At 67.2% G+C, this 25374-nt stretch carries 24 protein-coding genes and 2 pseudogenes; 10 read left to right on the forward strand and 16 right to left on the reverse strand.

Annotated features, from left to right (window positions below; all coding sequences use genetic code 11):
* Positions 1 to 59: 59 nt before the first annotated feature.
* From ACFXHE_RS38335 to ACFXHE_RS38345, 3 genes are all read right to left on the reverse strand, one after another.
* Positions 60 to 512: a universal stress protein gene (locus tag ACFXHE_RS38335; protein WP_354846161.1), complete on the reverse strand. Its 453-nt coding sequence runs from the start codon at positions 510 to 512 to the stop codon at positions 60 to 62.
* Between the two features lie 460 nt (positions 513 to 972).
* A complete protein-coding gene (locus tag ACFXHE_RS38340; protein WP_379389743.1) occupies positions 973 to 1389 on the reverse strand; it encodes a DoxX family protein in 417 nt (138 codons plus the stop codon).
* 87 nt (positions 1390 to 1476) lie between these two features.
* Positions 1477 to 2373 (reverse strand): DUF6597 domain-containing transcriptional factor, encoded by an 897-nt coding sequence (locus tag ACFXHE_RS38345; RefSeq protein ID WP_379389745.1) that lies wholly within the window; start codon positions 2371 to 2373, stop codon positions 1477 to 1479.
* Positions 2374 to 2429: 56 nt separating this feature from the next.
* Here ACFXHE_RS38345 and ACFXHE_RS38350 point away from each other — a divergent pair, with 56 nt between their 5' ends.
* Positions 2430 to 2900 carry a VOC family protein gene (locus ACFXHE_RS38350; RefSeq protein WP_379389747.1) on the forward strand — a complete coding sequence of 157 codons (471 nt, stop codon included), beginning with the start codon at positions 2430 to 2432 and terminating at the stop codon, positions 2898 to 2900.
* A gap of 200 nt (positions 2901 to 3100) precedes the next feature.
* Here the strand turns inward: ACFXHE_RS38350 and uvrB are convergent, their stop codons facing one another.
* On the reverse strand, positions 3101 to 5266 hold the full coding sequence (gene uvrB, locus ACFXHE_RS38355; RefSeq protein WP_379389749.1) for an excinuclease ABC subunit UvrB: 2166 nt from the start codon (positions 5264 to 5266) through the stop codon (positions 3101 to 3103).
* 542 nt (positions 5267 to 5808) lie between these two features.
* On the opposite strand from uvrB, the gene ACFXHE_RS38360 reads away from it, so the two are divergent.
* On the forward strand, positions 5809 to 6186 hold the full coding sequence (locus ACFXHE_RS38360) for a DUF402 domain-containing protein (protein ID WP_379389751.1): 378 nt from the start codon (positions 5809 to 5811) through the stop codon (positions 6184 to 6186).
* Positions 6187 to 6252: 66 nt separating this feature from the next.
* Here ACFXHE_RS38360 and ACFXHE_RS38365 read toward each other — a convergent pair whose 3' ends face one another.
* The gene (locus tag ACFXHE_RS38365; RefSeq protein WP_354846146.1) at positions 6253 to 6675 is read right to left on the reverse strand and encodes a hypothetical protein; all 423 of its coding nucleotides are present in this window, start codon (positions 6673 to 6675) and stop codon (positions 6253 to 6255) included.
* 210 nt (positions 6676 to 6885) lie between these two features.
* On the opposite strand from ACFXHE_RS38365, the gene ACFXHE_RS38370 reads away from it, so the two are divergent.
* On the forward strand, positions 6886 to 7410 hold the full coding sequence (locus tag ACFXHE_RS38370; RefSeq protein WP_354846143.1) for a DUF402 domain-containing protein: 525 nt from the start codon (positions 6886 to 6888) through the stop codon (positions 7408 to 7410).
* 98 nt (positions 7411 to 7508) lie between these two features.
* On the opposite strand, the pseudogene coaE reads toward ACFXHE_RS38370, so the two are convergent.
* Positions 7509 to 8459 (reverse strand): annotated as a pseudogene (coaE, locus tag ACFXHE_RS38375) (dephospho-CoA kinase); the annotation flags it as partial.
* 268 nt (positions 8460 to 8727) lie between these two features.
* Here coaE and ACFXHE_RS38380 point away from each other — a divergent pair.
* Positions 8728 to 8946: a hypothetical protein gene (locus ACFXHE_RS38380; RefSeq protein ID WP_379389753.1), complete on the forward strand. Its 219-nt coding sequence runs from the start codon at positions 8728 to 8730 to the stop codon at positions 8944 to 8946.
* 168 nt (positions 8947 to 9114) lie between these two features.
* On the opposite strand, the gene ACFXHE_RS38385 is transcribed toward ACFXHE_RS38380, so the two are convergent.
* Positions 9115 to 10638: a phospholipase C gene (locus ACFXHE_RS38385; protein WP_379389755.1), complete on the reverse strand. Its 1524-nt coding sequence runs from the start codon at positions 10636 to 10638 to the stop codon at positions 9115 to 9117.
* 283 nt (positions 10639 to 10921) lie between these two features.
* Between ACFXHE_RS38385 and ACFXHE_RS38390 the strand changes: the two genes are divergently transcribed.
* Positions 10922 to 12295 carry an MMPL family transporter gene (locus ACFXHE_RS38390; protein WP_379389757.1) on the forward strand — a complete coding sequence of 458 codons (1374 nt, stop codon included), beginning with the start codon at positions 10922 to 10924 and terminating at the stop codon, positions 12293 to 12295.
* On the opposite strand, the gene ACFXHE_RS38395 is transcribed toward ACFXHE_RS38390, so the two are convergent.
* Entirely contained in the window at positions 12241 to 12873 is a 633-nt protein-coding gene (locus tag ACFXHE_RS38395) for a TetR/AcrR family transcriptional regulator (protein WP_379389758.1), read from the reverse strand. The genes ACFXHE_RS38390 and ACFXHE_RS38395 overlap by 55 nt on opposite strands.
* A 78-nt stretch (positions 12874 to 12951) precedes the next feature.
* Complete coding sequence (rpsA, locus tag ACFXHE_RS38400) at positions 12952 to 14415, reverse strand: 30S ribosomal protein S1 (RefSeq protein WP_040856871.1); 1464 nt, start codon at positions 14413 to 14415, stop codon at positions 12952 to 12954.
* Positions 14416 to 14696: 281 nt separating this feature from the next.
* Between rpsA and ACFXHE_RS38405 the strand changes: the two genes are divergently transcribed.
* The gene (locus tag ACFXHE_RS38405) at positions 14697 to 15569 is read left to right on the forward strand and encodes a class I SAM-dependent methyltransferase (RefSeq protein WP_379389760.1); all 873 of its coding nucleotides are present in this window, start codon (positions 14697 to 14699) and stop codon (positions 15567 to 15569) included.
* A gap of 99 nt (positions 15570 to 15668) precedes the next feature.
* A pseudogene (locus ACFXHE_RS38410) lies at positions 15669 to 16278 on the forward strand (serine/threonine-protein kinase); the annotation flags it as partial.
* Positions 16279 to 16467: 189 nt separating this feature from the next.
* Here the strand turns inward: ACFXHE_RS38410 and ACFXHE_RS38415 are convergent.
* From ACFXHE_RS38415 to ACFXHE_RS38425, 3 genes are all read right to left on the reverse strand, one after another.
* Positions 16468 to 16626: a hypothetical protein gene (locus tag ACFXHE_RS38415; RefSeq protein WP_196054659.1), complete on the reverse strand. Its 159-nt coding sequence runs from the start codon at positions 16624 to 16626 to the stop codon at positions 16468 to 16470.
* Complete coding sequence (locus ACFXHE_RS38420) at positions 16626 to 17504, reverse strand: SPFH domain-containing protein (RefSeq protein WP_379389762.1); 879 nt, start codon at positions 17502 to 17504, stop codon at positions 16626 to 16628. Before ACFXHE_RS38420 ends, ACFXHE_RS38415 begins: the two co-directional genes overlap by 1 nt.
* 128 nt (positions 17505 to 17632) lie before the next feature.
* Positions 17633 to 18997 (reverse strand): FAD-binding oxidoreductase, encoded by a 1365-nt coding sequence (locus ACFXHE_RS38425; protein WP_379389764.1) that lies wholly within the window; start codon positions 18995 to 18997, stop codon positions 17633 to 17635.
* Positions 18998 to 19068: 71 nt separating this feature from the next.
* Between ACFXHE_RS38425 and ACFXHE_RS38430 the strand changes: the two genes are divergently transcribed.
* From ACFXHE_RS38430 to ACFXHE_RS38440, 3 genes are all read left to right on the forward strand, one after another.
* Positions 19069 to 19989, forward strand: coding sequence for a LysR family transcriptional regulator (locus ACFXHE_RS38430; RefSeq protein ID WP_379389766.1), 921 nt, complete (start codon positions 19069 to 19071; stop codon positions 19987 to 19989).
* Between the two features lie 93 nt (positions 19990 to 20082).
* A complete protein-coding gene (locus ACFXHE_RS38435) occupies positions 20083 to 20514 on the forward strand; it encodes a helix-turn-helix domain-containing protein (protein ID WP_379389768.1) in 432 nt (143 codons plus the stop codon).
* A complete protein-coding gene (locus ACFXHE_RS38440; RefSeq protein ID WP_379389769.1) occupies positions 20511 to 21350 on the forward strand; it encodes an alpha/beta fold hydrolase in 840 nt (279 codons plus the stop codon). Before ACFXHE_RS38435 ends, ACFXHE_RS38440 begins: the two co-directional genes overlap by 4 nt.
* A 74-nt stretch (positions 21351 to 21424) precedes the next feature.
* On the opposite strand, the gene ACFXHE_RS38445 is transcribed toward ACFXHE_RS38440, so the two are convergent.
* The 4 genes from ACFXHE_RS38445 to ACFXHE_RS38460 all read right to left on the reverse strand — a co-directional run bounded on the left by ACFXHE_RS38445 (position 21425) and on the right by ACFXHE_RS38460 (position 25372).
* Positions 21425 to 22177, reverse strand: coding sequence for an amino acid ABC transporter ATP-binding protein (locus ACFXHE_RS38445; RefSeq protein WP_379389882.1), 753 nt, complete (start codon positions 22175 to 22177; stop codon positions 21425 to 21427).
* 90 nt (positions 22178 to 22267) lie between these two features.
* Complete coding sequence (locus tag ACFXHE_RS38450) at positions 22268 to 23218, reverse strand: amino acid ABC transporter permease (protein ID WP_379389771.1); 951 nt, start codon at positions 23216 to 23218, stop codon at positions 22268 to 22270.
* Positions 23219 to 23224: 6 nt separating this feature from the next.
* A complete protein-coding gene (locus ACFXHE_RS38455; protein WP_379389773.1) occupies positions 23225 to 24133 on the reverse strand; it encodes an ABC transporter substrate-binding protein in 909 nt (302 codons plus the stop codon).
* Between the two features lie 153 nt (positions 24134 to 24286).
* Positions 24287 to 25372, reverse strand: coding sequence for an isocitrate/isopropylmalate dehydrogenase family protein (locus tag ACFXHE_RS38460; protein ID WP_379389775.1), 1086 nt, complete (start codon positions 25370 to 25372; stop codon positions 24287 to 24289).
* Positions 25373 to 25374 lie beyond the last annotated feature (2 nt).

A 25374-nucleotide genomic window follows, 5' to 3' on the forward strand; every position in this document is an offset into this window, starting at 1 on the left:
CACATGGGCTCGGCCGCTTCGCTGAAACAGGAGTCCGCTCTCTCGGAACGGAGGTTCGCTCAGCGCACGGTGTGCACGATCAGCACATCGCAGCGGGACTTGCGCGCCACGTCGGACGGCACCGAGCCGAGCAGGCGACCGGCCAGGGTGTTGAGGCCACGGTTACCGACGACGAGCAGGTCGGCCTCCACCTCCTTCACCAGGTCCAGCAGAGACTCGACGGGCTCGCCGACGACGGCCTTCTCCACCACGTTCACCGCGCCGACGGCGACGGCCTTGTCCCGCGCGACGCGCAGGATCTCGCTGGTCGGCGCGGAGCCGCGCACCTGGTAGGCCTCGTCCTTCAGCACGTCCGCGGCCGCGGCCACATCGCGGTCGTCGGTCGGGAAATACGCGCAGGCGATGTACAGCGTGGCGCCCTCGTCGCCGGCCAGAGCCGCGGCCCGCTCGACGGCGACGTACGACGAGTCCGAGCCATCGGTACCGACGACGATCGTCCGGTAGGCGGTCATTTCTCCTCCAAGTACAAGGGTCGGGGCCGCGGAATCCTCGACAGTGGGGTTTTCACCGCGGCAACTTCGCCTGACAATAGCGGCATAACCGGCGGAAATATTCGATATCGCAACACATCACACTTCCGTGGCGTGATCGGGTCCGGACACATTCCGGTTCCCGCCGCGAAGACGGCCTCGGCTACCAGCGAATTTCCCAAGCGCCGCGACGTGGCCCACAATATGCCAACGGTGTTGCCTCCCTGGGAGATTCGTCACAAGCCCGATATCCCCCGGACCGGCCGCGGGCCGTTCGTTGTGACATCGCACAACGAACGGCCCGCGAAACAGTGACTTGGCCTTACCTCACAGCTCGCGATATTCGGCCCACAACCAGCCGAGAATCGCGCTGAGGATGGACATGCGATCCTCTTCCCTCCGGCCGATCAATGACGCGCAATACTAACGCGCCCGGTTCGGATCAGAGGCTGAAAAGCGGTCCGGTGAGCGTCAATCCGAGATCCTCGCCGGTGTGGGCGAAGAAGGCGAACAGCATGAGCGCGGCGCCCGCGAGCGCGATGTCCTTGTTGAAGTGCACCATCTCGGTCTGCTTGGCCTCCGCGTCGGTCTCCTTCCAGAAGGGGTGCATGAGGAGGGCGGTCGGCACCAGGAAGACGAGCAGCAGCAGCGTGCCCAGGTCGGCCCAGACGCCCAGCAGCACGCTCAGCCCACCGGCCAGCAGCAGCACACCCGATGCGGGCACCGCCAACTCGGCCATGGGCACGCCCTTGAACTGCGCGTACTGCACCATCGTCTTCCGCTGCGCGAAATGCCCGAAGCCCGAGCCGAGGAACAGCAGTGCGAACAGGATCCGCCCGATCAATACCAGCACGTCCATAGCCCGCTCCTTCGATGATCGATATGCCATTGGGTGACATGGCAACCAACTTCGTGGGTACTGACATTATTCCCGGACCAGCAGTTATCAGGATGGTAGCGAGATGCGGGCGTATTCGAGCGGAGGCAGTCCGATCTCCTTGGCGAACTCGTTGGAGAAGTGCGCCTGATCGAAGTAGCCGAGCTCGACGGCCAGCGCGGCCAGGTCCGAGGTGCGGCCCTCGGCCAGCAGATGTGCGCCGTCCTGGAGGCGATAGCGGCGCAGCACCCACTTCGGGCCCGCACCGACATAACGGCGGAACAGCCGCTGCAGGGTCCGGACGGGAATGCCGAAACGCTCGGTGACCTGGTCGACCCGGGTCAGATCGCGATCATGCTCCATGGCCTCGATGATCGCCAGCACCTGGCGGTAGGCGGTCTCGTCGCCCCCACCGGCCTCCTCGCGCCGGACCTCGACCAGGAAATCCTCGATCAGGTCCCGGCGGCGTTCGGCATCGGCGGTCGCGAGCACGGCCTCGGAGAGGGCGTCGGTCGCTGGGAAGATATCGGTTGCCGGGACCGAGGTATCACTGAGTGCCCCGACGTCCAGGCCCGTGAACGCGCCGAAGCCGCCGGCCCGGAACTTGACCCCGAAAGTCTCGCCCTCCCCGGCCAATTCACGCACGTACTTGGTGGTCCACACGCCGGTGACGAAGGCGCCGGTGCGTTCGTGGGTGCGCTCGAAGGTGAGGTTCACGCAGGGGTACGACAGCACCTCGGCCTGGAAGGGCGGCTGGCCCCGGCGATCCCAGCGCACCGCCCAGTACCACTCGACATAGCGAGACACCCGTGGGCTCGCGGGCAGCCGGGAGTGGTTGTTGGCCTGGTTCTGCTGACGGGGCCGCAGAATGCCCTTGGCGGTCTCCGGCGGCGGCACCGGCTGCGGCGAAAACCGGGCTCCGGCAGTGCTTCCACCGACTCCCCCGGCAGTGTTTCCGCTGTTCATCGCGCCTGTCGCTTTCTTACAAGACCATCGCCGCCGCGGCGGCGAGAGTGGTGCGCATGAGCAACGCAGTGAATCCGATCCCCGAGGGCTACCACTCCATCACCTGCTTCCTGGCCGTCCCGGACGCCAATGCGGCCATCGAGTTCTACTCCACCGTCTTCGGCGCGAAGGTGCTGAGCCGCAACGATCTTCCCGACGGCCAGGCCGCGCACGCCGAACTCCTCATCGGCGACTCCACCATCCAGGTCGGCATGCCCATCCCCGACGAGGGCCTGCGCGCCCCCGCCGACGACTGGGTCCACACCAGCGTCGTCCACTACTGCCCGGATGTGGACGCCGTCTCGAAGCTGGCCTCCGAGAACGGCGCCCGCTTCGTCGCCGAACCCGCCACCTTCGTCACCGGCGACCGCTTCGGCCGGGTCATGGATCCGTTCGGCCACCGCTGGATCGTCATGACGCGGGTCGAGGACGTCTCCCGGGAGGAGGCCGAACGCCGGGTAAACGAGTGGATGGCCCAGCAGGCCTGACAAAGCGACTCCCGCGCCCGGTGGACCATCTGCCGGGCGCGGAGCCTTGTCCGTCATCCGCGCATGCGTTCGGCTGGGATCCAACCGATTTGCCGTGAATCCCGGCCAAGAGCATGTGGTCATGACAAGGGGCATTGCCGTCGGTCGCGCGGCCGGCCCGTCATCTGCCCGCCGAAGGTCCTTGCGCCGCAGGCTTTCTCTCACGACAGGCCGGCGGCGTCCATGCCGCGTAGTTCCTTCTTCAGATCGGCGATCTCGTCGCGGAGGCGGCCGGCCAGCTCGAACTGCAGCTCACGGGCCGCGTTCATCATCTGCGCGGTCATGTCCTTGATCAGGTCGGCCAGTTCGGCGCGCGGCATGTTCTTCACATCACGGCCCTCGTAGACACCGGCGCTCACCGCCCGGCCGGGCTCGCCCTGGGCACGGCGGCCGCGGCTGACATTGCGGCCCGAGCCGCCCACCTCGACCTCGGTCTCCTCGGCCTCGCGATACACCTGGTCGAGAATGTCGGCGATCTTCTTGCGCAACGGTTTCGGGTCGATGCCGCGCTCTTCGTTGTAGGCGATCTGCTTGGCCCGGCGGCGTTCGGTCTCGTCGATGGCGTGGCGCATGGAGTCGGTGATCTTGTCCGCGTACATGTGGACCTCGCCCGAGACATTGCGCGCCGCACGGCCGATGGTCTGGATGAGGCTGGTGGACGAACGCAGGAAGCCTTCCTTGTCGGCATCGAGAATCGCCACCAGTGAGACCTCGGGGAGGTCCAGTCCCTCACGCAGCAGGTTGATGCCGACCAGTACGTCGTATTCGCCCAGCCGCAGCTGCCGCAGCAATTCGACGCGGCGCAGGGTGTCGATCTCCGAGTGCAGATAGCGCACGCGCACACCGAGTCCCAGCAGATAGTCCGTGAGGTCCTCGGCCATCTTCTTGGTCAGCGTGGTGACCAGCACGCGCTCGTCGCGCTCGGTGCGCAGCCGGATCTCGTGCACCAGATCGTCGATCTGCCCCTTGGTCGGCTTGACCACCACCTGCGGATCCACCAGGCCGGTGGGCCGAATGACCTGCTCGACGAATTCGCCGCCGGTCTGGCCCAATTCGTACGGGCCGGGCGTGGCCGACAGGTACACCGCCTGCCCGATCCGATCGGCGAACTCCTCCCAGGTGAGCGGCCGGTTGTCCACCGCCGACGGCAGCCGGAAGCCGTACTCCACCAGGTTTCGCTTGCGCGACATATCGCCCTCGTACATGCCGCCGATCTGCGGCACGGTCACATGCGATTCGTCGATGACGAGCAGGAAATCCTCGGGGAAGTAATCCAGCAGCGTGGCCGGCGCGGTTCCGGCGGCACGGCCGTCGATATGCCGCGAATAATTCTCGATACCCGAGCAGAAACCGACCTGCTTGATCATCTCCAGGTCGTATTGGGTGCGCATCCGAAGTCGTTGCGCCTCCAGCAATTTACCCTGCTTCTCCAAATCCGCGAGCCGCTCGTCGAGCTCCGCTTCGATATCCCGCACGGCCCGCTCCATGCGTTCCGGGCCCGCCACATAGTGGGTGGCCGGGAAAATCCGGACCATATCCACCTGACGCACCACATCACCGGTGAGCGGGTGCAGATAATAGAGCGCCTCGATCTCGTCACCGAAGAATTCGATGCGCACCGCCAATTCCTCGTAGGAGGGGATGATTTCGACGGTGTCGCCGCGCACCCGGAAACTACCGCGGGTGAACGACATGTCATTGCGGGTGTATTGCACATCCACGAGCAGGCGCAGCAACCGATCGCGATCGATCTCGGTGCCGACCTCCAGCTGCACCGACCGATCCAGGTACGACTGCGGCGTGCCGAGGCCGTAGATGCACGACACCGACGCCACCACCACCACATCCCGCCGCGAGAGCAGGCTCGACGTGGCCGAGTGCCGCAGCCGCTCGACATCGTCGTTGATCGAGCTGTCCTTCTCGATATAGGTGTCGGTCTGCGCGATGTAGGCCTCGGGCTGGTAGTAGTCGTAGTACGAGACGAAGTACTCGACCGCATTGTTCGGCAGCATCTCGCGCAGCTCGTTGGCCAGCTGCGCGGCCAGGGTCTTGTTCGGCGCCATGACCAGCGTGGGCCGCTGCAACCGCTCGATCAGCCAGGCCGTGGTGGCGGACTTACCGGTACCGGTGGCGCCCAGCAGCACCACATCCTTCTCGCCGCCCCGGATGCGCCGCTCGAGTTCCTCGATGGCGGCGGGCTGGTCACCGGCCGGCCGATGCTCGCTGACGACCTGGAACTGCCCGTCGACGCGCTCGACGTCGCCGATGGGCCGGTGCTCGGAATGAGCCAGCGGCAGGTCGTCCGGGATCTCGGTTGCAAACGCCATGTCCCCAGCCTAGGACCCGCCACCGACAAGTAAGCCGCGAGCGCTGCCGCGTTCGCCCTGGGCGGACCTGCGAAGCCGCCCGGGGCCGGGCGACGCCTTCGCGGAGCGGTGGCTCCCACCTCAACGCCGCATTCCCGAATCCCACCCGCGGCACGAAGTCTCTAGTCCCGCAAACAATTCGGTAAAGGACTTCCAATGTCCGAATTGCCCGTTACCCCAAGGGTTTTCGCGCCGCCGGTGTCGCGTAGATCTCAGTCGGTTCACGACGGTTTGAATCGCGGTTCCCGGGTGTACTCTGAGCTCGCTGGTCGCACGATTCGAGAAGAGGCAGGGCGATGACCGGTCTGCATACGCCACAGCGGAATTCCACCAATGGCGCACACCCCAACGGCACGATCGGCAACACCCCTCCGGTGTCTCCGCATCGCCCAAGACTCGAATACTTCAATCTCGCGGATCTGTCGTGGACCGATTATCGCGGGTTTCTCCACCCCGTGGAGCGTTTACATGCAGAACCGTTCGGTCTGTATGTCGAACGGACAGTGGACAATCCACGCTTCCACTACATCGAGTCCTGGCTGCTGCCCGAGCTCACGCTGCGCGCCACGGTCTACCATCTGCGGCCCGGCCACGATCGCAGCCAGACCTACTACCTCGACATCGGCGAGTACGGCCCGTGCGAGGCCAAGAAGTGGCGGGCCGAGAGCCACTATCTGCACGTCGTGGCGCGCCGGGGCCAGGCGCCCGAGCTGGTCGGCATCGACCAACTGCTGAGCGCCCATGCCGCAGGGCATTTCGACACCGCGCGCACCCATCTCGCCATCGAGCGGGCCACCGCCGTGGTGGACGGCATCGCCGGCTGCGGTCACGATGTCGACCGCTGGCTGGCCGGCCAGGGCGTCACGCTCAGCTGGCTGTAGAGACAAGCCCGCCCGGTCCGTGCGGCACGGACCGGGCGGGTTCGAACGGGTCTGTCCGTCCTCCGACTAGCCGGACAGGCTCGGCAGCAGTCCGTTGAGGCCGCAGCCGAAGCTACCGAAGCTGCTGGCCGGATCCACCTGCACGGTGATCGACTTCGAGATGAGGGTCTGAGTGGCCTTCAGCTCGTGCGAACCGGCGGTGCTCGGGGTCCAGTTGATGGTGACCTTGTTGCTCAGCAACGAGGGCGACACCGGGCTGCCCGTCAGCTCGACGCCATTGTCGGTGAACGACACCGAGGTCAGGCGGTCGACCTCGACGCTCGCGGTGAGCGTGTAGGAGCAGCCGACATTGTGGGTGGAGCCCGAGACCTCCAGATTGGACGGCCAGGCACCGGCCTGCGGAGCGACCAGGACGACGGTCCCGGCCACCGCGCCGAAGGTCGTCAATCCCATGCCGACCCGGCGAGCACGGGTTGTGTGTGCGTTCATGCAGTACTTCCCTTGGGTTGAGGCACCCGCCCAGGCGCGGCGAGTGTCGTGCGCGACGAAACGGCGCAGCCGCACATTAGCGAAACATCACCGCTTCAGATTGTGTTTTCGGAAAATTCGTGCCGGTCGGCGCCGGATTCCAGCAATCTGTCGGCGACGCGACATCCGCTCCCCTGGACGACCGCCGCCCGACACGCGATGCTGAATGGCATGACTCGGGCACCCGCGGTAGATCTGCACCGACCCAAGGTGGAGTACTTCAATATCGACGAGCTCACCAATATCGATCCCAAGGGTTTCGTGCGGCAGGTGGAGCGGTACCAGGTCGAGCCATGGGGGATGTACATGGCCCGCACCTCCGACCATCCCGAGTTCCACTACATCGAATCCTGGCTGCTGCCAACGGTGTCCATCCGCGCCACCGTGTTCCACTTCACCCCCGCGCACCGGCGCGACCAGGACTACTACATCGATATCGGTGAGTTCGCGCAGGTCGGCCCGAAGCAGTGGAAGTCCGTCGACCACTACCTGGATCTGGTGGTCCGCCAGGGCCGCGAGGTCGAGCTGCTCGATGTGGACGAGCTGCTGGCCGCGCACGCCGCCGGCTACGTCACCCTGTCCGAGGCTCAGCAGGCCATCGAGTCGGCCACCTCGACCATCGACGGAATCGCCGCGCACGGCCACAGTTTCGAGGCCTGGCTGGCATCCAAGGGCATTACGCTGACCTGGATGTAGGCCCGGAGACAGCGGGGCCGTCCGCACCGAGGGGTGCAGACGGCCCCTCTACCGTCGAGGCGGCTCCGGCGGCCGGGTCAGACGCCGAGGATCAGATTGACCGGGCGGCCCGGGTCGGTGTTCGCATGCAGCCGCTCCCCCGCCGCAAGATCCACGCCCGACGCGGCGAGCAGCGCGTCCCCCGCGGCGACCGGCGGGAAACCGATGTCCGCCAGGCGATCCCGCAGACCGTCCACGGCGGCGCCATCGGCGACCGTGATCCGGATGTCGAGGACATCCGCGGCCGGTTTGCCCGCCACCGCGGTCGGCCCGACGTGTTCGATGCTCCGCGCGTCCGCGCCGCACGCCACGGCGAGCCGCGCGATCACCCGCCGAGCCTGCGCCGGCCACTCCGGATTCGCCTCCGCCACGGGCAGTTCCGGCCGGGCGGCGGGCGTGCGGGTGCGCAGGTTGCGTTCGAAGGGAACCAGGCGCTCGTCCCACAGCCGGTGCACCTCGGCATCGATGACGCCGGTCGCGCCATTGTTGTCGAGCAGCACGTCGGCCACGGCCCGGCGCTGGGCGTCGGTGGCCTGGGCGGCGATGCGGGCGCGAGCGTCGGCCTCGTCGATGCCGCGGAACTCCACCAGGCGGCGCAGCCGGGTCTCCTCGGCGGCGTCCACGATGACCACCAGGTTCATGAAGGGCGCGAGGCCGTTCTCGACCAGCAGCGGAATGTCCTGCACCACAATGCCGTCCGCGGGGGCGGCGGCGATGAGCGCGGCGGTGCGCCGGCCGACCAGCGGGTGGGTGATGCCATTGAGGGTGGCGCGGGCCTCGTCCGAGGCGAAGGCCTTGGCGGCCAGGGCCGGTCGGTCGAGGCTGCCGTCGGCGGCAAGGATGTCCGCACCGAAGGCCGCGACCAGCGCCGCCAGCCCCTCGGTGCCGGGCGCGACCACCTCGCGGGCGATGACGTCACTGTCCACCAGCACGGCTCCGCGCTCGGTGAGAATACGGGCCACGGTGGATTTGCCCGCGCCCATGCCTCCGGTGAGACCGATTCGCAACATTCGTTCAGTCTCGCATCAGCGCCGGTCATCGCGCCCATCAGGGTTACCCCCTCCGGTCTGCGGTTTCACCTGCAAGTGCAGTACTTGGCCATTCCGTGACACCCACGAGACCGTTTCGCAACTTTTTCGGAGAATACGGACCGTTTGTCGGCAAGATTCCGACACGCCGGGGTGAATGTCGCGCAATATTCGGTGACGCACACTTTTGTTCGGCTATGGTTCGCCGCAGGCGATCTTAGGCCGGTAACACGCAAGAGAAGGAACATCAGTGGGCACCAAAAAACTCCAGACGGGTCGCCACCGTCTGGGCCTGGCGGGCACCGTGCATTGCATCGAGATCCCCGCCGTCGCAGCCGCTCTCGTCGAGCACCGTCGCTCCTGGCTGAGCACACTGCTCAACCCGGCCCGGCACAGCGTCGCGGCCCAGCGAAAACGGTCGCCCGAGTCTCGCGTCGTGCGGCGCTGGGTACCCGCCACCGCCGGCTGATCCGGCGCGGCCGGCTGATCCGCCGCCCGAGTTGATCCGCTCCCCCGAAACACACAGTGGCCCGGTCCGATTCGGACCGAGCCACCCTTTTGCGTGCGTGTCACACGGTGCCGCTGTGCGCGTGCCACACGGTGCCGCTGGGCCGTTCGCCCAGCGGCACCGGAACTCCTACACGATTCCGCTGGGCCGACGCCGTGTGCCGGGATCCTGCTTGGGCATGGAGTTCGGCGGCACCGGATAGGGCGCGCCGACGGTCGCGGTGCCCAGGGCGATATTCGGCCCGCACTGCGCCACGGCGGCGTCGACCTTCCGATTCGCCGGTGCGAACGCGGGTTTCGTGGCGTCCGGGGCCGAGGCGAAGTCGAAGGCCGAGGTCATATCGCCGGTCACGCCGCGTCGCCACGCGGTCAGGTTGGGCACGTCGACCCCGAAGCGGCGCTCGATCAGGCGCAGCTGAGAGGTGTGGTCGAAGGTCTCCGAGGCCACCAGGCCGCCGCGGCTGTAGGGCGAAACCACCAGGCAGGGAACGCGATAGCCGAGGCCGATCGGACCGGTGACGCCCTCGAACTTCTTGTCGGTCGGCACGGTGATGAACTCACCGGGCGTGCCGGCGGGCGGGGTCGGCGGGGTGACGTGGTCGAAGAAACCGCCGTTCTCGTCGTAGCTGATGATCAGCGCGGTCTTCTCCCACACCGCCGGATTCGAGGTGAGGATGTCGAGCACCTGCATGATGCCGACCGCGCCGAAGGCCGGGGGCAGTGCCGGGTGCTCGCAGTTGAGCAGCGGCGGAATCACCCAGGACACGGACGGCAGCTGGTTGGCGGCGACGTCGGCGGCGAAGTCCTGCGGGTAGGCCGGGGCCTTACCGCGACGTGCCAGTTCGGAATTCGGGTCGGCCGCCTGCTTGAAGCAGCCCATCATGCCGTCCAGCAGGACCGAGGACAGTGGGCCGATATCGCGGTTGTTGTAGATCTTCCAGCTGACCCCGGCCTCGGAGAGATTCTCCGGCATGGTCCGCCAGCTGTAGACGTTCTGCGGGATCAGCGTCGGGGTTTCGAGCAGCGGTCCGCCATTGAGTCCGTCCGGGTCGATGGTCGCCGAGACCCAGTACAGGCGGTTGGGGTCGGTCGGGCCGAGCACCGAGCAGTGGTAGCTGTCGCACACGGTGAAGGCATCGGCCAGATCCCAGTGCACCGGAATGTCGCCCTGGGTGTAGTAACCCATTGCGGCAGGGCCGTTTCCGGCGCCGACCGAGGCGATCGACATGGGCATCCAGCCGTCGTTGCGGCCGTTGTTCCACGCCTTGTGCATGCCGACCCAGCCGTGGTCGGGGTCGTTGATGCATTCGCCGTCGAGGGTCGCGCCGCGGGTGGTGTCGAGGCGGAAGGGGTTGATGAAGCCGTCCGCGGTCGGGCCGACGCCGGGCGCGTACCCGTACTGGTTCCAGGCCGGGGACGGGTCGTCGAAGCCGCGCACGCCGGACATGGTGCCGAAGTAGTGGTCGAAGGACCGGTTCTCCTGCATGAGCAGCACGATGTGCTCGATGTCGCCGAGCCCGCCCATGCCGGCCGGATCCGCGGCGTAGGCCCGCTCGATGATCGGTCCGGCCAGTGCGGCGAGCGAGGCCGCACCGCCCGTGGCCATGGCTTTCGCCAGAAAGTCGCGCCTGTTGATTCCGGCGAACACGCCCATGCTCCGGTAGTGCCTTCCCGCTAGGAGTGAAAGGAATTGAACGCGGCGAACGCACCCGGTCGCCCGTCCAGTTCACATCCAACCTTCGAATGGTGACGGCTCAGCGAACCATTCGTAACCGCAGTGAGTCCAGTCGTGGATTCCTGACAGTGACTTGCACCCCATTGCCGGGTCGGCCTAAGCTGGCGGCCATACCTGAGAGTGACTTTCAGGTATCGACCGTGGGAGCCTCCATGACCCGTCCGGCGCTCGCCGATCCGCCCGCGAGGGCGAACTGATCCGGATGGAGACCGCCGACATTACGCGCGGTGAGGCCATCGGCCTGCCGATCGCGGCGGTCGTGCTGGTGCTGGCGCTCGGCGCGGCCGTCGCCGCCACCCTCCCCATCTCGGTCATCGCCGCCGGGATCGCACTCGCCGTGGGCGTGCTGTTCGGGCTGGCCGGTCTGCTGACCTTCGACTCCTTCGTGCTGTCGGTGGCGACCATGATCGGCACCGGCACCGCCATCGACTACGCCATGTTCCTGGTGAGCCGATTCAACGAGGAACTGACCCGGCGCGGGGTGCGGGATCGCAAGGCTCGCCGGGAGATTCGAGCCGCCGTCGGCGCGACCTTCGACACCACCGGCCGCACCATCCTGGCCTCCGGGCTCATCGTCATGATCTCGCTGTGCTCGCTGACGGTGGTCGGCCTGCCCATGCTCGATGGTGTGGCGCTGGGCGTGGTGACCGCGGTGACGGGCACCCTGGCCGCCGCCTTCACGCTGCTACCCGCCCTGCTGTCCGTATTGGGCCCGGCCGTCAATCGGGGTGCGCTGCCCGCGCGGTTGCGCCCGGCCGAGACCCGATCGACGGCGGCGTCGAGCGCCTGGGCGCGCTGGGCGCACCTGGTGATGGGCAGACCGGTGGTGTTCGGCGCGCTCGGAATCGCGCTGCTGGTCGTGGCGGCACTGCCGATCGCCGATATCCGTTCCCGCGCAGCGACTGTCGAGTCCGCCGAGGTCCTGGTGGGTGGAACGCCGGCGATGTTCACCGATGTGTCGCAGCTGATCTCACGTGGCTTCCCCTGGGTCATCACTCTGGTCCTGACCGCCTCGCTGGTGTTCCTGACAGTGACCTTCCGCTCGATCGTGCTGGCGCTCGAGGCAATCCTGCTGAATCTGCTGGCCACCGGCGCGGCCCTGGGCATTACGGTCACCGTCTTCCAGCGCGGTGTCGGCCAGGCCGTGCTGGGTTTCCACAGCGCCGGCTTCCTCCAGGTCTTCCTGCCCATGCTGGTCTTCGCCGTCCTGTTCGGATTGTCCATGGACTACGAGGTTTTCCTCATCCGGCGCATGAAGGAGGCCTGGGAGCGCACCCACGACAATGCCACCGCCGTCGCCGAGGGCCTGCAGCGCACCGCCCGGCCCATCACCGCGGCGGCCGCCATCATGGTCGCGGTGTTCGCCAGTTTCCTGAGCGCGGATGTCATGGAGCTGAAGGAGATCGGCTTCGCCCTGGCGGTCGCGGTCGCCATCGACGCGGTGATCGTCCGCCTGATCCTGGTCCCGGCCTGCATGCGGCTGCTGGGCCGCTGGAACTGGTGGCTGCCGGCTCCGCGCCGTCAGCGGAACATGGCCTCCAGCGCGACCACGATGGATTCGACGACTTCGCGGTAGACGTCGCGCAGCCGCGCGGCGAAACCCGTTCCGGCCCAATGGTCCAGCGCCGCCATGGAACCCCAGATGGCGATCGCGGCCGCCAGCCGCATCTGCACGTCGTTGCGGTCGCGGCCGGTACGGTCGGCGAGCAGTATCCGGAACTGGTCCTCGAGTTCCCGCATCTGCTGCGCCTGTCCGAGCTTCACCTCGGGAATGGTCCGGACATAGCCCATGCGCAGCCGGGTCCGGTACTCGACCTCATCGGTCACGATCTCGTCGATGAGTACGGGGATGAGCGGCCGCGCGGCCGCCAAAAGGTCGAGGGGAGAACGGGTTTCGCCGCCGCCGACCGTCCGCACGATTTCCAGGAGCTTCGGATCGGTCTCGTCGTAGAGGACCAGGTTCTCCTTGGTCGCGAAATACCGGTAGATCGAACTCGGTGACACACCCGCGGCGCCCGCCACCCGCTCGACGGTGACCTCCCGATAGCCGTGCTCGTCGAACAGCTCCAGCGCTACCCGCTGGATACGGCCCATGGCCTCGATCTTGCGGCGCTCCCAGAGCGACAGGGTCGACTCAATGGCGGATTCGGACATGTCGCTTCCGAGAATAGCGAAGGTCCCCGAGCCATCGGCTCGGGGACCTTCGACTATCACTTATCGCGTGTCAGCGAATCAGGCGTTGCCCGACAGCTTCTCGCGCAGAGCAGCCAGCTGGGCGTCGCTCGCGAGCGAGCCACCGGCCGGCTCGGAGGACGAAGCCGCAGCCTGCGAACCCGACTCCGAGGAGTAGTTCGACGGACCACCGTTGGCAGCCTCGGCGGCGGCGTCGGCGGCCATCTTCTCCATCTGAGCGGTGTGCATCTTGTGGCGACGCTCGGCCTCGGCGTACCGGGTTTCCCACTCCTCACGCTGCTTCTCGAAGCCCTCGAGCCATTCGTTGGTCTCGGAGTCGAAGCCCTCGGGGAAGATGTAGTTGCCCTGGTCGTCGTAGCTGTCGGCCATGCCGTACTTCGACGGGTCGAACTCGGCGGTGTAGTCCTCGTTGGCCTGCTTCAGCGACAGCGAGATCCGGCGACGCTCGAGGTCGATGTCGATGACCTTGACCATGGCGTCGTCGCCGACGGCCACAACCTGGTCCGGGACCTCGACGTGGCGCTCGGCCAGCTCGGAGATGTGCACCAGGCCCTCGATGCCCTCTTCGACGCGCACGAACGCACCGAACGGAACCAGCTTGGTGACCTTGCCCGGCACGATCTGGCCGATCGCGTGGGTGCGGGCGAACTGACGCCACGGGTCTTCCTGGGTCGCCTTGAGCGACAGGGAGACACGCTCGCGGTCCAGGTCGACGTCGAGAACCTCGACGGTGACCTCGTTGCCGACCTCGACAACCTCGGACGGGTGGTCGATGTGCTTCCAGGACAGCTCGGAGACGTGCACCAGACCGTCCACGCCACCCAGGTCCACGAAGGCACCGAAGTTGACGATGGAGGAGACCACACCCTTGCGGACCTGGCCCTTCTGCAGCTGGTGCAGGAACTCGCTGCGGACCTCGGACTGGGTCTGCTCGAGCCAGGCGCGACGCGACAGGACCACGTTGTTGCGGTTCTTGTCGAGCTCGATGATCTTGGCCTCGATCTCCTTGCCGACGTACGGCTGGAGGTCGCGCACGCGACGCATCTCGACCAGCGATGCCGGGAGGAAGCCGCGCAGACCGATGTCCAGGATCAGGCCGCCCTTGACGACCTCGATGACGGTGCCCTTGACGGCCTCGTCCTTCTCCTTGAGCTCCTCGATCGTGCCCCAGGCCCGCTCGTACTGAGCGCGCTTCTTCGACAGGATCAGGCGGCCTTCCTTGTCCTCCTTGGTGAGAACGAGGGCCTCGACCTCATCGCCCACGGAAACGACCTCGGCCGGGTCGACATCGTGCTTGATGGACAGTTCGCGAGACGGGATCACGCCTTCGGTCTTGTAACCGATGTCGAGAAGGACCTCATCGCGATCGACCTTGACGATGGTTCCTTCGACGATGTCGCCGTCGTTGAAGTACTTGATGGTCTTGTCGATGGCGGCGAGGAAGTCCTCGGCAGTGCCGATGTCGTTGACGGCAACCTGCGGCGAGGTGACAGTGGTGGGCATGTGTTGGGAGGCTCCGGACGGATTGTGGTCGGTAGTGGACATGTGGACTTTCGGTATTGCTGCGAACAGCAGGCGTTGGAACTAACGTTGGTCATGCACAGCACACCGCTGCGACGCTGCACAACGCTGCCCTGAAAAGCATGCGGACTCACAGCACGATTATCTGCTCTACGCGGTCTCGAGAAACCGTGTACAGAAGACACTCGCGGAAAACAGCGTACGCGACAGGTGTTGTACCAAGCAAACATGGGTCCCGGCGCGCGGGTCGATAGGGTGAGCCCATGTCCGAAGATCACTCCGTCACCACCGACGATACCCGGCACGCCGAAGCCAACACCCTGCTCGGGACGGTGGGAGTGACCCGGACCAAGGTCGACTCGCAGTCCAGTCAGCGCGCCAGCCGCAAGTGGTGGGACGCCGACGCCGCGGCCTACCACGAGACCCACGCCGACTTCCTCGGTGTGGACTCCCCCGCCGGCGAATTCGTGTGGTGCCCGGAGGGATTGCACGAGGGTGACTGGCATCTGCTGGGGGACATCGCCGGAAAGCGGATCCTGGAGATCGGCTGCGGCTCGGCCCCCTGCTCGCGCTGGCTCGCTTCGCACGGCGCGCACCCGGTCGGGCTCGACATCTCCCGCGCCATGCTCGACCGCGGTCTCGCCGCCATGGCCGCGGGCGGCTCCCGCGTCCCGCTCATCCAGGCGGGCGCCGAGGAATTACCCTTCGCCGACGAGTCCTTCGATCTGGCCTGCTCCGCTTTCGGCGCGGTGCCCTTCGTCGCGGACTCCGCTCAGGTGATGCGGGAGGTCCACCGTGTCCTCAAACCGGGTGGCCGCTGGGTCTTCTCGGTGAACCACCCCATGCGCTGGATCTTCCCCGACGACCCGGGCCCCGACGGCCTGCGCGCCACCATCCCCTATTTCGACCGCACCCCGTACGTCGAACTCGATTCCGATGGCGAACCCACCTACGTCGAACACCACCGCACCATCGGCGACCGCGTCCGCGAAATCGTCGCCGCCGGCCTGATCCTCACCGACATCATCGAACCCGACTGGCCCGAGTGGCTCGACCGCGAGTGGGGCCAGTGGAGCCCACTCCGCGGCGAGATCTTCCCCGGCACAGCCATTTTCGTCACCGAGAAGCCGCGCTGACGGTCGCGGCGCGAACGCGTCCCGCCCCGCCGTTTCCACTGGCCGGAAGCGCGCCCGAGGGCGGTGCGCCGTACCCTTGTCCTAAGTAGGGGGTATGGCGTGGAGGAGAGCCCGTTCGGCCGCTATCGGCTGCTCGAATTGCTCGGCGCAGGCGGGGTGGGGCAGGTGTTCCGGGCCTACGACACCGGGACGAACCGCGTCGTGGCGCTCGAGGTGCTGCCGCCGGGCCTGGCGCACGATCCGGTGTACAGGGCGCGGTTCCGCCGGGAGGCGCAGGCGGCGGCGCGGCTGAACGAACCGCATGTCATTCCCATTCACGACTACGGGGAGATCGACGGGCGGCTGTTCCTGGACCATGCGGCTGGTCGAGGGTGTGGATCTGGGGTCCCGGCTCACGGCCGAAGGGGCGCTGTCCCCGGAGCTGGCGGTGTCCTGCACGACACAGATCGCGGCCGCGCTGGATGCGGCGCATCGGGCCGGGCTGGTGCATCGGGATGTGAAGCCGTCCAACATCCTCACCACCGCGGACGATTTCGCCTACCTCATCGACTTCGGTATCGCGCGCGGCGGCGATGACACCGAGCTCACCAGCGCCGGCGCGGCGGTCGGGACCTTCGCCTATATGGCGCCCGAGCGGCTCGAGCACGGCGGCTACGACGCCCGGGCCGATGTCTACTCGCTGGCCTGTGTGCTCTACGAATGCCTGACCCGGAGCTTCTGGGGCACAGTCGATTCCGTCGCGGTCTGGGACGTCTCCGCGGATCCGGCGCAGCTGACGGTGACCTACCGCCTCACCGTGCGCTATCCCGACGGCCGGAGCGGGACCGAGCTGCGGCGGGCGCAACTGGTCCCGCTCGGCGGGGGCTATCTGATCGACGGTTCGAACGTGGTGTCGTGACTATTTCGGTTCGCGCCCAACCTGTTTCAGGGCGAGGCGCAGCGCGAATTCGATTTGGGCGTTGATGCTGCGGAGATCGTCGGCGGCCCACTTGGCGATGGCTTCGTGGACCGCCGGATCGAGCCGGAGCAGCACCTTTTTCGGCTCGCGCTTGACCATCAGGAGTAGAGGGTTCCGGCGTTGACGACCGGTGCGGCGGAGCGGTCGCCGCACAGGACCACCAGCAGGTTGGACACCATCGCCGCCTTGCGCTCCTCATCGAGTTCGACCACGCCCTGGTCGGCCAGTCGGTCCAGGGCCATGCCGACCATACCGACCGCGCCCTCGACGATGCGGCTGCGGGCGGCGACCACCTGGGCGGCCTGCTGGCGGACCAGCATGGCCTGGGCGATCTCCGGCGCGTAGGCGAGGTGGGTGATGCGGGCCTCGATGATCTCGATGCCGGCCAGCTCGGTGCGGGCGCGCAGTTCGGTGGTGAGCTCGCCGGCCACCTCGGACCCGTCCCGCAGGCTGGCGGTGTTCGCGTCGTCGGACTGGTACGGGTGAGTGGTGGCCAGGTGCCGGACCGCGGTCTCGGACTGGGTGCGGACGAAGTCCTCGTAGTCGTCGACGGCGAAGGCGGCCTTGTAGCTGTCGACCACCTGGTAGACGACCACGGACGCGATCTCGACCGGGTTGCCGTCCAGATCGTTGACCTTCAGCTTCTGGGTCTCGAAGTTCCGGACCCGCAGCGAGATGCCGCGGCGGCTGGACAGCGGGGTGACCCAGTGGAAACCGGATTCGCTGACCGAGCCGATGTACTGACCGAAGAACTGGATCACCTTGGCCTGGTTGGGATTCACCACGATGAACCCGCTCGCCGCCAGCACCGCGGCCAGGAGCGTGACGGCCAGCGCCACACCCAGGACGGCCGACGAACCGCCATCGCTGCCCCTGGTGTTCAGCGTGTGCGCCTCGACGGCGATCGCGATGATCAGCAGTATCAGGACCCCCAGCATGAGGAATCCGTTCAGCCGGAAGGCTCGACGCAACTCCATGACACTCTCCTAGTATCGAAGTGATATCACGACGATAGCGCGCAAGCAGGCCCGAGCCAAGCCCGGAAACGCGGCTCGCCCCGCCACGGACAGGTGTGGCGGGGCGAGCGCGCGCGGATCCGACGCGGTCAGTGGGGACGAATATTGCGGTTGTTGCGGAGCAGGTTTGCCGGGTCGTACTTCGCCTTCAGACCCGACAGCCGGTCGTAGGTGGCGGCGCTGTATCCCGCCCGGGTCTGCTCCTCATCGGCCTGATCGCCGCCGCCGTAGAGGAAGTTCAGGTTCTGACCGAGCGTCCAGGGCTGCAGCGTCTTCAGCACGAGCGACAGCCGGTCGTCGATCTGGTCCGCGTTGTCCGGGTTCGGCATGGTCAGGATGCGGGCTATGTACTCGGCGTCGCGGTGGTCCATGGCGATGCCGTTCGGCCCTGGGCGGCCCAGCGCGCCGCCCAGGTGGCGCAGACCGGCGATCACCGGCACCGGCGACTCGGGGCCGGTGGCCTCCAGGAAGGCGTCGGTGGCGTCGGCGGGCAGGTCGGACAGCAGCGCGTTGGTGGCCAGGTAGGGGTGCGGGTGTTCCGGATCCCGGTAGATGGCATGGCTTTCCGTGTACGGCATGGCCCGCAGGTCGTCGGCCATCCGCGCGCCGACCGCGCGCAGCGGGGCGACCAGGCGCTCGCCCTCTTCGGCGGAACCGGTGAACGCGATATTGATGGTCGCGACGTACCGGCCGCGCAGGTGTGGCGGGAATGCCGGAATGTCGGGGAAGGCCATCATGGTGATGGCCGAGGTCATCTGCTCGGGCACGTCCCGGGTCCACAGTCGCCACGCTTCCAGCGCGGGTGCGACCAGCGGGGTGTCGAATTGCAGCTGGCCGCCGTACACCGTGGTGATCGGCAGCAGTGCCAGCTCCAGTGCGGTGACCACCCCGAAATTGCCGCCGGTGCCGAGCACCGCGCCGAACATCTCGTCGCCGGGCTCCAGCCGGCGCAGCCGGCCGTCGGCGGTGACGATCTCGATGCCGCGCACATGCTCTGCGGCATAACCGAATTCGCGGGCCAGGATGCCGATGCCGCCTCCGAGGGTGTAGCCGACCACGCCGACCGAGAGCGACGAGCCGTTCAGCGGCGCGAGGCCGTGCGCGGCGGCCGCCTCGATCAGAGCTCCGGCCTGGACGCCCGCCGCCACCCGGGCGGTCCGGGCGTCGGCGTCGATGCGGATGTCGGTCATGCGGCGGGTGGTGATGAGCACGCCGCCGTCGGTGGCGACCGACAGGCCGTGGCCGGTGTTCTGCACGGCGACCGGAAGGCCGTGGCGCGCCGCGTATTCCACGGCGGCACGGACGTCCTCGGCGTGGGCCGCGCCGACGACCACGGCAGGGTGGTGGCTGTAAGCGGTTTGGAATCCGGCGATCTCGGCGTCGTAGCCGGTGTCGCCGGGCTGGAAGACGGGGCCGGTGGTGGCGGGCAGTTCGGTGATCGCTGTCTTCGTCATGTCACCAACTCTGCTCGGCTCCGATCAAGAACTCCAACAGATAGTTTTTCTCGTAGCTAGAATCAACAGTTATGGAACTGCGCCAGCTGCGGTACTTCGTGACGGTCGCCGAGGAGGCCAACTTCACCCGGGCGGCCGCCCGTCTGCACCTGGCGCAGCCGGGGCTCAGCGCGCAGATCCGCCAGCTGGAACGCGAACTGGGACAACCGCTCCTGGACCGTTCCAGCCGCTCGGTCACGCTCACCCCGGTCGGGGAGGCGGTGCTGCCGCTGGCCCGGGCGGCCCTGGATCAGGTCGAGCGCATCACTCACACGGTGGACGAATTCACCGGGCTGCTGCGGGGGCACGTGCGGGTCGGGCTGATCTCCGGCGCGGCCGGCGAGGAGATCGACATCGCCCAGGTGCTGGCCGACTTCCATCGCGACCACCCGCAGATCGTCATCTCCCTGACCGAGGACACCTCCGAATCCATGCACGCAGCGGTCCGCCGTGGTGACCTGGATATCGGGGTACTCAGCGTTTCCGGCGACCTGGATCCGGGCATCGGCACCGAAACCGTCTACGACAGCGCCATTGTCGCGGCGGTGGCGGCCGGGGCCGAGGGCTTCGGCGAACGAATCACGCTGGCCGAGCTGTGCACCCATCCCCTGATCTGCCTGCCGAGCGGCACCGGCCTGCGCGGACTGCTCGAAAATGCCTGCGCCGCAGCAGATCTTGTCCCAGATGTGGCGTTCGAAGCCGCCGCTCCCCCACTGCTCATCCGGCTGGCGGCGCACGAGCTGGGCGTGGCCGTCATCCCGCGCGTCCCCGCCGACGAGGCGGCCCAACTGGGGGTGCGCACCCTGGAGATCGATCCGGAGATGCGGGGCCGTTTGGTCCTGGCCTGGAGTACCGAACGGCCACTGAGCCCGGCCGCGAAAATCCTACTCGGACAGCTCCGCATCGCGTTGACGCGCTGGAAGGATCCGGCGCCGATGCGCGTCAAGCCCTAGCCGTTCGTCACGCCCCGACCACGAATCCACCATCACACAATTACCTAAACTTCCCTATTGCAGTCACTGATAGGGATGTTTAAGGTAGTTTTCGTGACAGATCGTCTGTACTCCGTCGACGAGGTAGCCGAACGCCTCGGCCTGCATGTCCGCACCGTCCGCGGCTACGTGCGCGACGGGAAGCTACCCGCCACCCGCATCGGCAAGCAGTACCGCATCGCCGCCACCGATCTGGCGGCCTTCACCGGCCTGCCCGAGCCCGGCAGCCCGCGCGAATCGGTTGCCCGGCACCGGCATTCGGAAGCGTCGACCATCATCGAGATCGACGCCGTGGATCCCGGCACCGCCGACCGGGTCAGCACCCTGCTGACCGGCGCGGCGGCGACCCGGGGACCGGACGGGCAGCCCCTGCGGATCCAGACCTTCCACGACCGCGAACGCGCCCGCCTGAAGGTCATTCTCGTCGGCGGCCTGGGCGATACCGCCCGGCTGCTCGAATACATGGAAGGAGTCCTCGCGTCGTGAACGCGATCTACAAATCCGAGGCCGGCCGCGCCGCCATTCAGGCCCGCTACCGGGATGTCCTGCGGCAGTGGCCGGTTCCCGCCGAGCAGCTGCACCTGGCGACCCGCGAGGGCGACACCTTCGTGCTCGCGTCCGGCCCGCAGGACGCCCCGCCGGTGATCCTGCTGCACGGCTCCGGTTCCAACAACTCCGCCTGGCGCGGCGATATCGCCTCCTGGGCACGGGACTTCCGGGTCTACGCGGTCGACCTGCCCGGGGAACCCGGCGGCAGCACCGAATCGCGGCCGGCCCTCGGCTCCGAGGCGCTCGCCCAGTGGCTCGATGATGTTCTTGCGGGCCTTCAGCTTTCGTCCGCGAGCTTCGTCGGCATGTCACTGGGCGGCTGGATCGCGCTGGACTACGCCGTCCGCCGGCCCGACCGCGTCACGAAGCTGGTCCTGCTGTGCCCCGGCGGCATCGGCAAGCAGCGCTTCGGCTGGATCTTCAAGAACCTGGTCGACCACCTGTTCAGCAATCACGACCTGCGCCGCTCCGCGGCCATTGTCACCGGCCTGAACCTGACCGACCACGCGGAGATCCTGGACGATGTGACCCTCACGTTCACTCACTTCACTCCGCGCACGGGCAAGCTGCCGATCTTCACCGACGACCAGCTGCGCAGCCTCACGATGCCGGTCCTGGTGATCGTCGGCGAAGACGACGTCATGTTCAAGTCGGCCGACACCGCACGCCGCACAACGCAATCCATCGCGGACGCGACCACCCTGGTCCTCCCCGGCGTCGGCCACGCCATCCTCGGCCAGACCGCCCCCATCGAGGAGTTCCTCCGGAAATAACACGATCGGGGAGCTGTCACCGGGGGAATTCGGGTGAATTCCGCCGGGGACAGCTCCCTGATCGTGTTGTGCGCCTACAGAATGCGCGACAGGAACGCCTTGGTCCGGTCGTGCTGGGGGTTGGCGAGCACCTCGCGCGGGTTGCCGGCCTCGACGACGACACCGCCGTCCATGAAGACCAGCTGATCGGCCACCTCACGGGCGAAGCCCATCTCGTGGGTCACCACGATCATGGTCATGCCGGATGCCGCGAGTTCTCGCATGACGCCGAGGACCTCGCCCACGAGCTCAGGGTCCAGCGCCGAGGTGGGCTCGTCGAAGAGCATGAGCTTGGGGTCCATGGCCAGGGCACGCGCGATGGCCACGCGCTGCTGCTGACCGCCGGAGAGCTGGGCGGGGTAGGCATCGGCCTTGTCCGCCAACCCGACTCGGTCCAGCAGCTCCCGGGCCCTGGCGACCGCGGCGGGCCGCTTGAGCTTCTTGACCTGGGTCGGCGCTTCGATGATGTTCTCCAGCGCCGTGCGGTGCGGGAACAGGTTGAAGTGCTGGAAGACCATGCCGATGTCGCGGCGCTGCTTGGCGGCATCGCGCGGGTGCAGCTCGTAGAGCTTGCCGCTCTTCTCGCGGTAGCCGACCAGATCGCCGTCCACATAGAGCCGTCCGGCATTGATCTGCTCGAGATGGTTGATGCAGCGCAGGAAGGTGGACTTGCCGGAGCCGGAGGGACCGATCAGGCAGAGCACTTCGCCGCGCTTCACCTCCAGCGTGATGCCCTTGAGCACCTTCAGTGCGCCGAAGTTCTTGGCGACCCGGTCGGCGCGCACCATCGGCACGCTCGAAGGCGGCAGCGCGTCCTCGACGAGCGGAATCGGATCCTTGGAGAACGACATCGAGTCCTCGGACATATCAGCGTTCACCTATCCCGTTCCGCCGGCGACTTGCGCCTGAGCCAAGGCGCGCAACTGCTTTGCCGTCAACTGCCGCGACGAACCCCGCGAGTAGTACCGCTCCAGGTAGTACTGGCCGATCATGAGCACGCTCGTGATGAGCAGGTACCAGGTGGCGGCCACCAGCAGCAGCGGAATCGGCTGGAAGTTGATGCTGTAGATGTCGCGGGCCCGGCCGTAGAGGTCGGTGGTGAGCGGGATGGCCGTCACCAGCGAGGTGGTCTTCAGCATGGAGATCAGCTCGTTGCCGGTGGGCGGGATGATCACCCGCATGGCCTGCGGCAGCACCGTGCGGGTCATGGTCTGCGACCACGACATGCCCAGCGCCACCGACGCCTCGCGCTGCCCCTCGCCCACGGAATTGATCCCGGCGCGCACGATTTCGGCCATGTAGGCCGCCTCGTTGAGACCCAGGCCGATCATGGCGAAGAAGAACGGCGCGGACCAGTGCTGCACATCGAAGTGCGTCAGCGACGGCCCGAACGGCACGCCCACGGTCACGGTCTTGTACAGCGACGGGAACAGACCCCAGAACACCAGCTGCACATAGACCGGCGTCCCGCGGAAGATCCACAGGTACGCCCACGCCACCGAGCGCAGCACCGGATTGGGCGACAGCCGCATGACCGCCAGCACCACGCCCAGCACCACGCCGATCACCATGGCGAATACCGTCAGTTCCAGAGTGACCAACGCGCCCTTGGCGATTCGCTTGTCACCCAGGTACTTGAAGTAGGTGTCCCAGTGGTACGCCTCGTTGGTCTTGGCGCCCCACACGAACAGGGCCAGGGCAATCAGAATGATCGCGGCGGCGATCCACCGGCCCGGCCGTCGCAGCGGAATCGCTTTGATCGGCTCGGGCTCGGTGCTCGCGACCGCCGACGCAGCCGAGGCTGCGGAATTGGTCTCGTCCTGCGACATAATTCTTTAGCTCGTCGCCCCGTTGATGCCCGACTTGGTGATCGCGCCCTCCTGGACACCCCAGTTCTCGGCGATCTTCTTGTACTGCCCGTTGTCCATCAGGTACTGCACGGCTTCCTGCAGCACCGGCGCGAGCGGCGAGCTCTTCTTGACCGGCCAGCCGTAGGGCGCGGAGTCGAAGATCTTGCCGGCCGCCTCGATCTTGTCGCCGGCCTGCTTGATGGCATACGCGGTCACCGGGGAGTCGGCGGACATGGCGTCGACCTGCCCCTGCACCAGCGCGTTGGCGGCGGCGGACTGCTCGTCGTAGGCGACCTTCTGGATCTCCGGCTTGCCCGCGTCGGTGCAGGCCTTGGACTTGGCCGGGATCTCGTCGGTGTCCTGAACGGTGGTGCGCTGCACCGCGACTCGCTTGCCGCAGGCATTGTTCGGGTCGACCGGCTTGCCCTTCTGCTGGGCCCACTGGCTGCCCGCGGAGAAGTAGTCGACGAAGTCGGCGGTAGCCTCGCGCTCCTTGTTGTCGGTGAAGGAGGACATGCCGAGATTGAAGGTGCCCGCCTCGATGGAGGGGATGATCTTCTCGAAGTCGGCTTCCTTGTAGTCGGCCGACAGGCCCAGCACCTTGGCGACCGCGTCCATCAGATCGACGTCGAAGCCGACGATCTTGCCGCTGCTCGGATCCCGGTACTCGTTGGGCTGATAGGGCACGTTCACACCGACGATCAGCTTGCCGGAGGACTTGATGTCGGCGGGCACCTTGGCGGCGATGGTGTCGACCTTGGTCACATCGACCTTGGCCACTTCGGGGCCGCTGGACTCGGAATTGCTGGTACACGCGGTCAGTGCTAGAGCGCCACCGGCGACGACGACAGCGGCCCGCAGGACACGCCCGCGAAGAGAGTTACGAACAGACACAGCAGTCCTCCACAGTTCGGGTGCGCGACATCCGGGTGTCGCCCGCCGTTTGAAATGTAAGCGAGTGACACCGTCCGTGTCGGTCGGTAACCGAACATTAATCGGCGACACGCCATCGCGTGGCCGAACACGCCCGGTCCCGGAAGTGCGCGCTCACCAGCGGTGCAGCCGGGCGCGCACCTGCTCGGTGAATTCGGAGGTAGAGGCTAGCCCACCCAAATCAGACGTCGCAACACCGGCTCGCAACGTATCCGCAACCGCGTGTTCCACCCGGTCGCCCACCCGCCGCAGGGCGCTGTAGCGCGGGGTCCGGCTCATCCAGCGCAACATGCCCGCGGCGGAGTTGAACAGCGCCACCGGATTCGCGCGATTGCGCCCGGCCAGCGTGGGGGCCGCGCCGTGCACGGCCTGCGCCATGATCTGCGTGTCCGAACAGTTCACCGACGCCGCCATGCCGAGCGAACCGCTCAACTCCCCCGCCAGATCGGAAAGGATATCGCCGAAGAGGTTTTCGGTGACGATCACGTCGTAGTCCTGGGGCGCGCGGACCAGGTGCGCGGCCGTCGCGTCGACGTGCTCGTCGCCGACCTCGATGTCGGGATACCGCGCAGCCACCTCGTAGCAGACGTCGCGGAACATGCCCATGGTCATGGGCAGCACGTTCGCCTTGTGCACGATGGTCACCTTCTTGGAGCGCTCACTCGCGATCTCGAAACTCAGGTGCGCGATGCGCTCGATCGCCGGGCGGGTGAACACGCCGACGGCCAGCGCCACATCCGGCGACGGCTGGAATTCGCCGGAGCCCGCGGCCATATTGCGGTCGGCGTAGAGACCCTCGGTGTTCTCACGCAGGATCAGCAGATCCATCTCCGGGGCGACCGAGCGCACGCCCTCGAGGGTGCGGGCCGGGCGGATATTGGCGTAGAGCCCGAAGCGTTTCCGCACCGCGCCCGCCGGCGGCAGGCCGGTGCGGTGCTCGGGCGCGTAGGAGGCGCTGTCGTGCGGGCCCATGATCCAGGCGTCGAGTTCGGCCAGCCCATCGAGGGTCTGCGCGGGTACCGGGTTGCCGTACTGCTCGATCGCCGCGTGTCCCAGCGGCAGCGTCACCCATTCCACCGGCGGCAGACCCGTGGCCCCGAAGGCGTCGTCGACCACATCCCGGGTGGCGCGCACGATTTCCGGGCCGATGCCGTCGCCCTCCAACAGGCCCAGGCGTACTCGAGTGTCGCTGTCGCTCATGG

Source organism: Nocardia sp. NPDC059229 (assembly GCF_042754165.1).
GTDB lineage: Bacteria > Actinomycetota > Actinomycetes > Mycobacteriales > Mycobacteriaceae > Nocardia.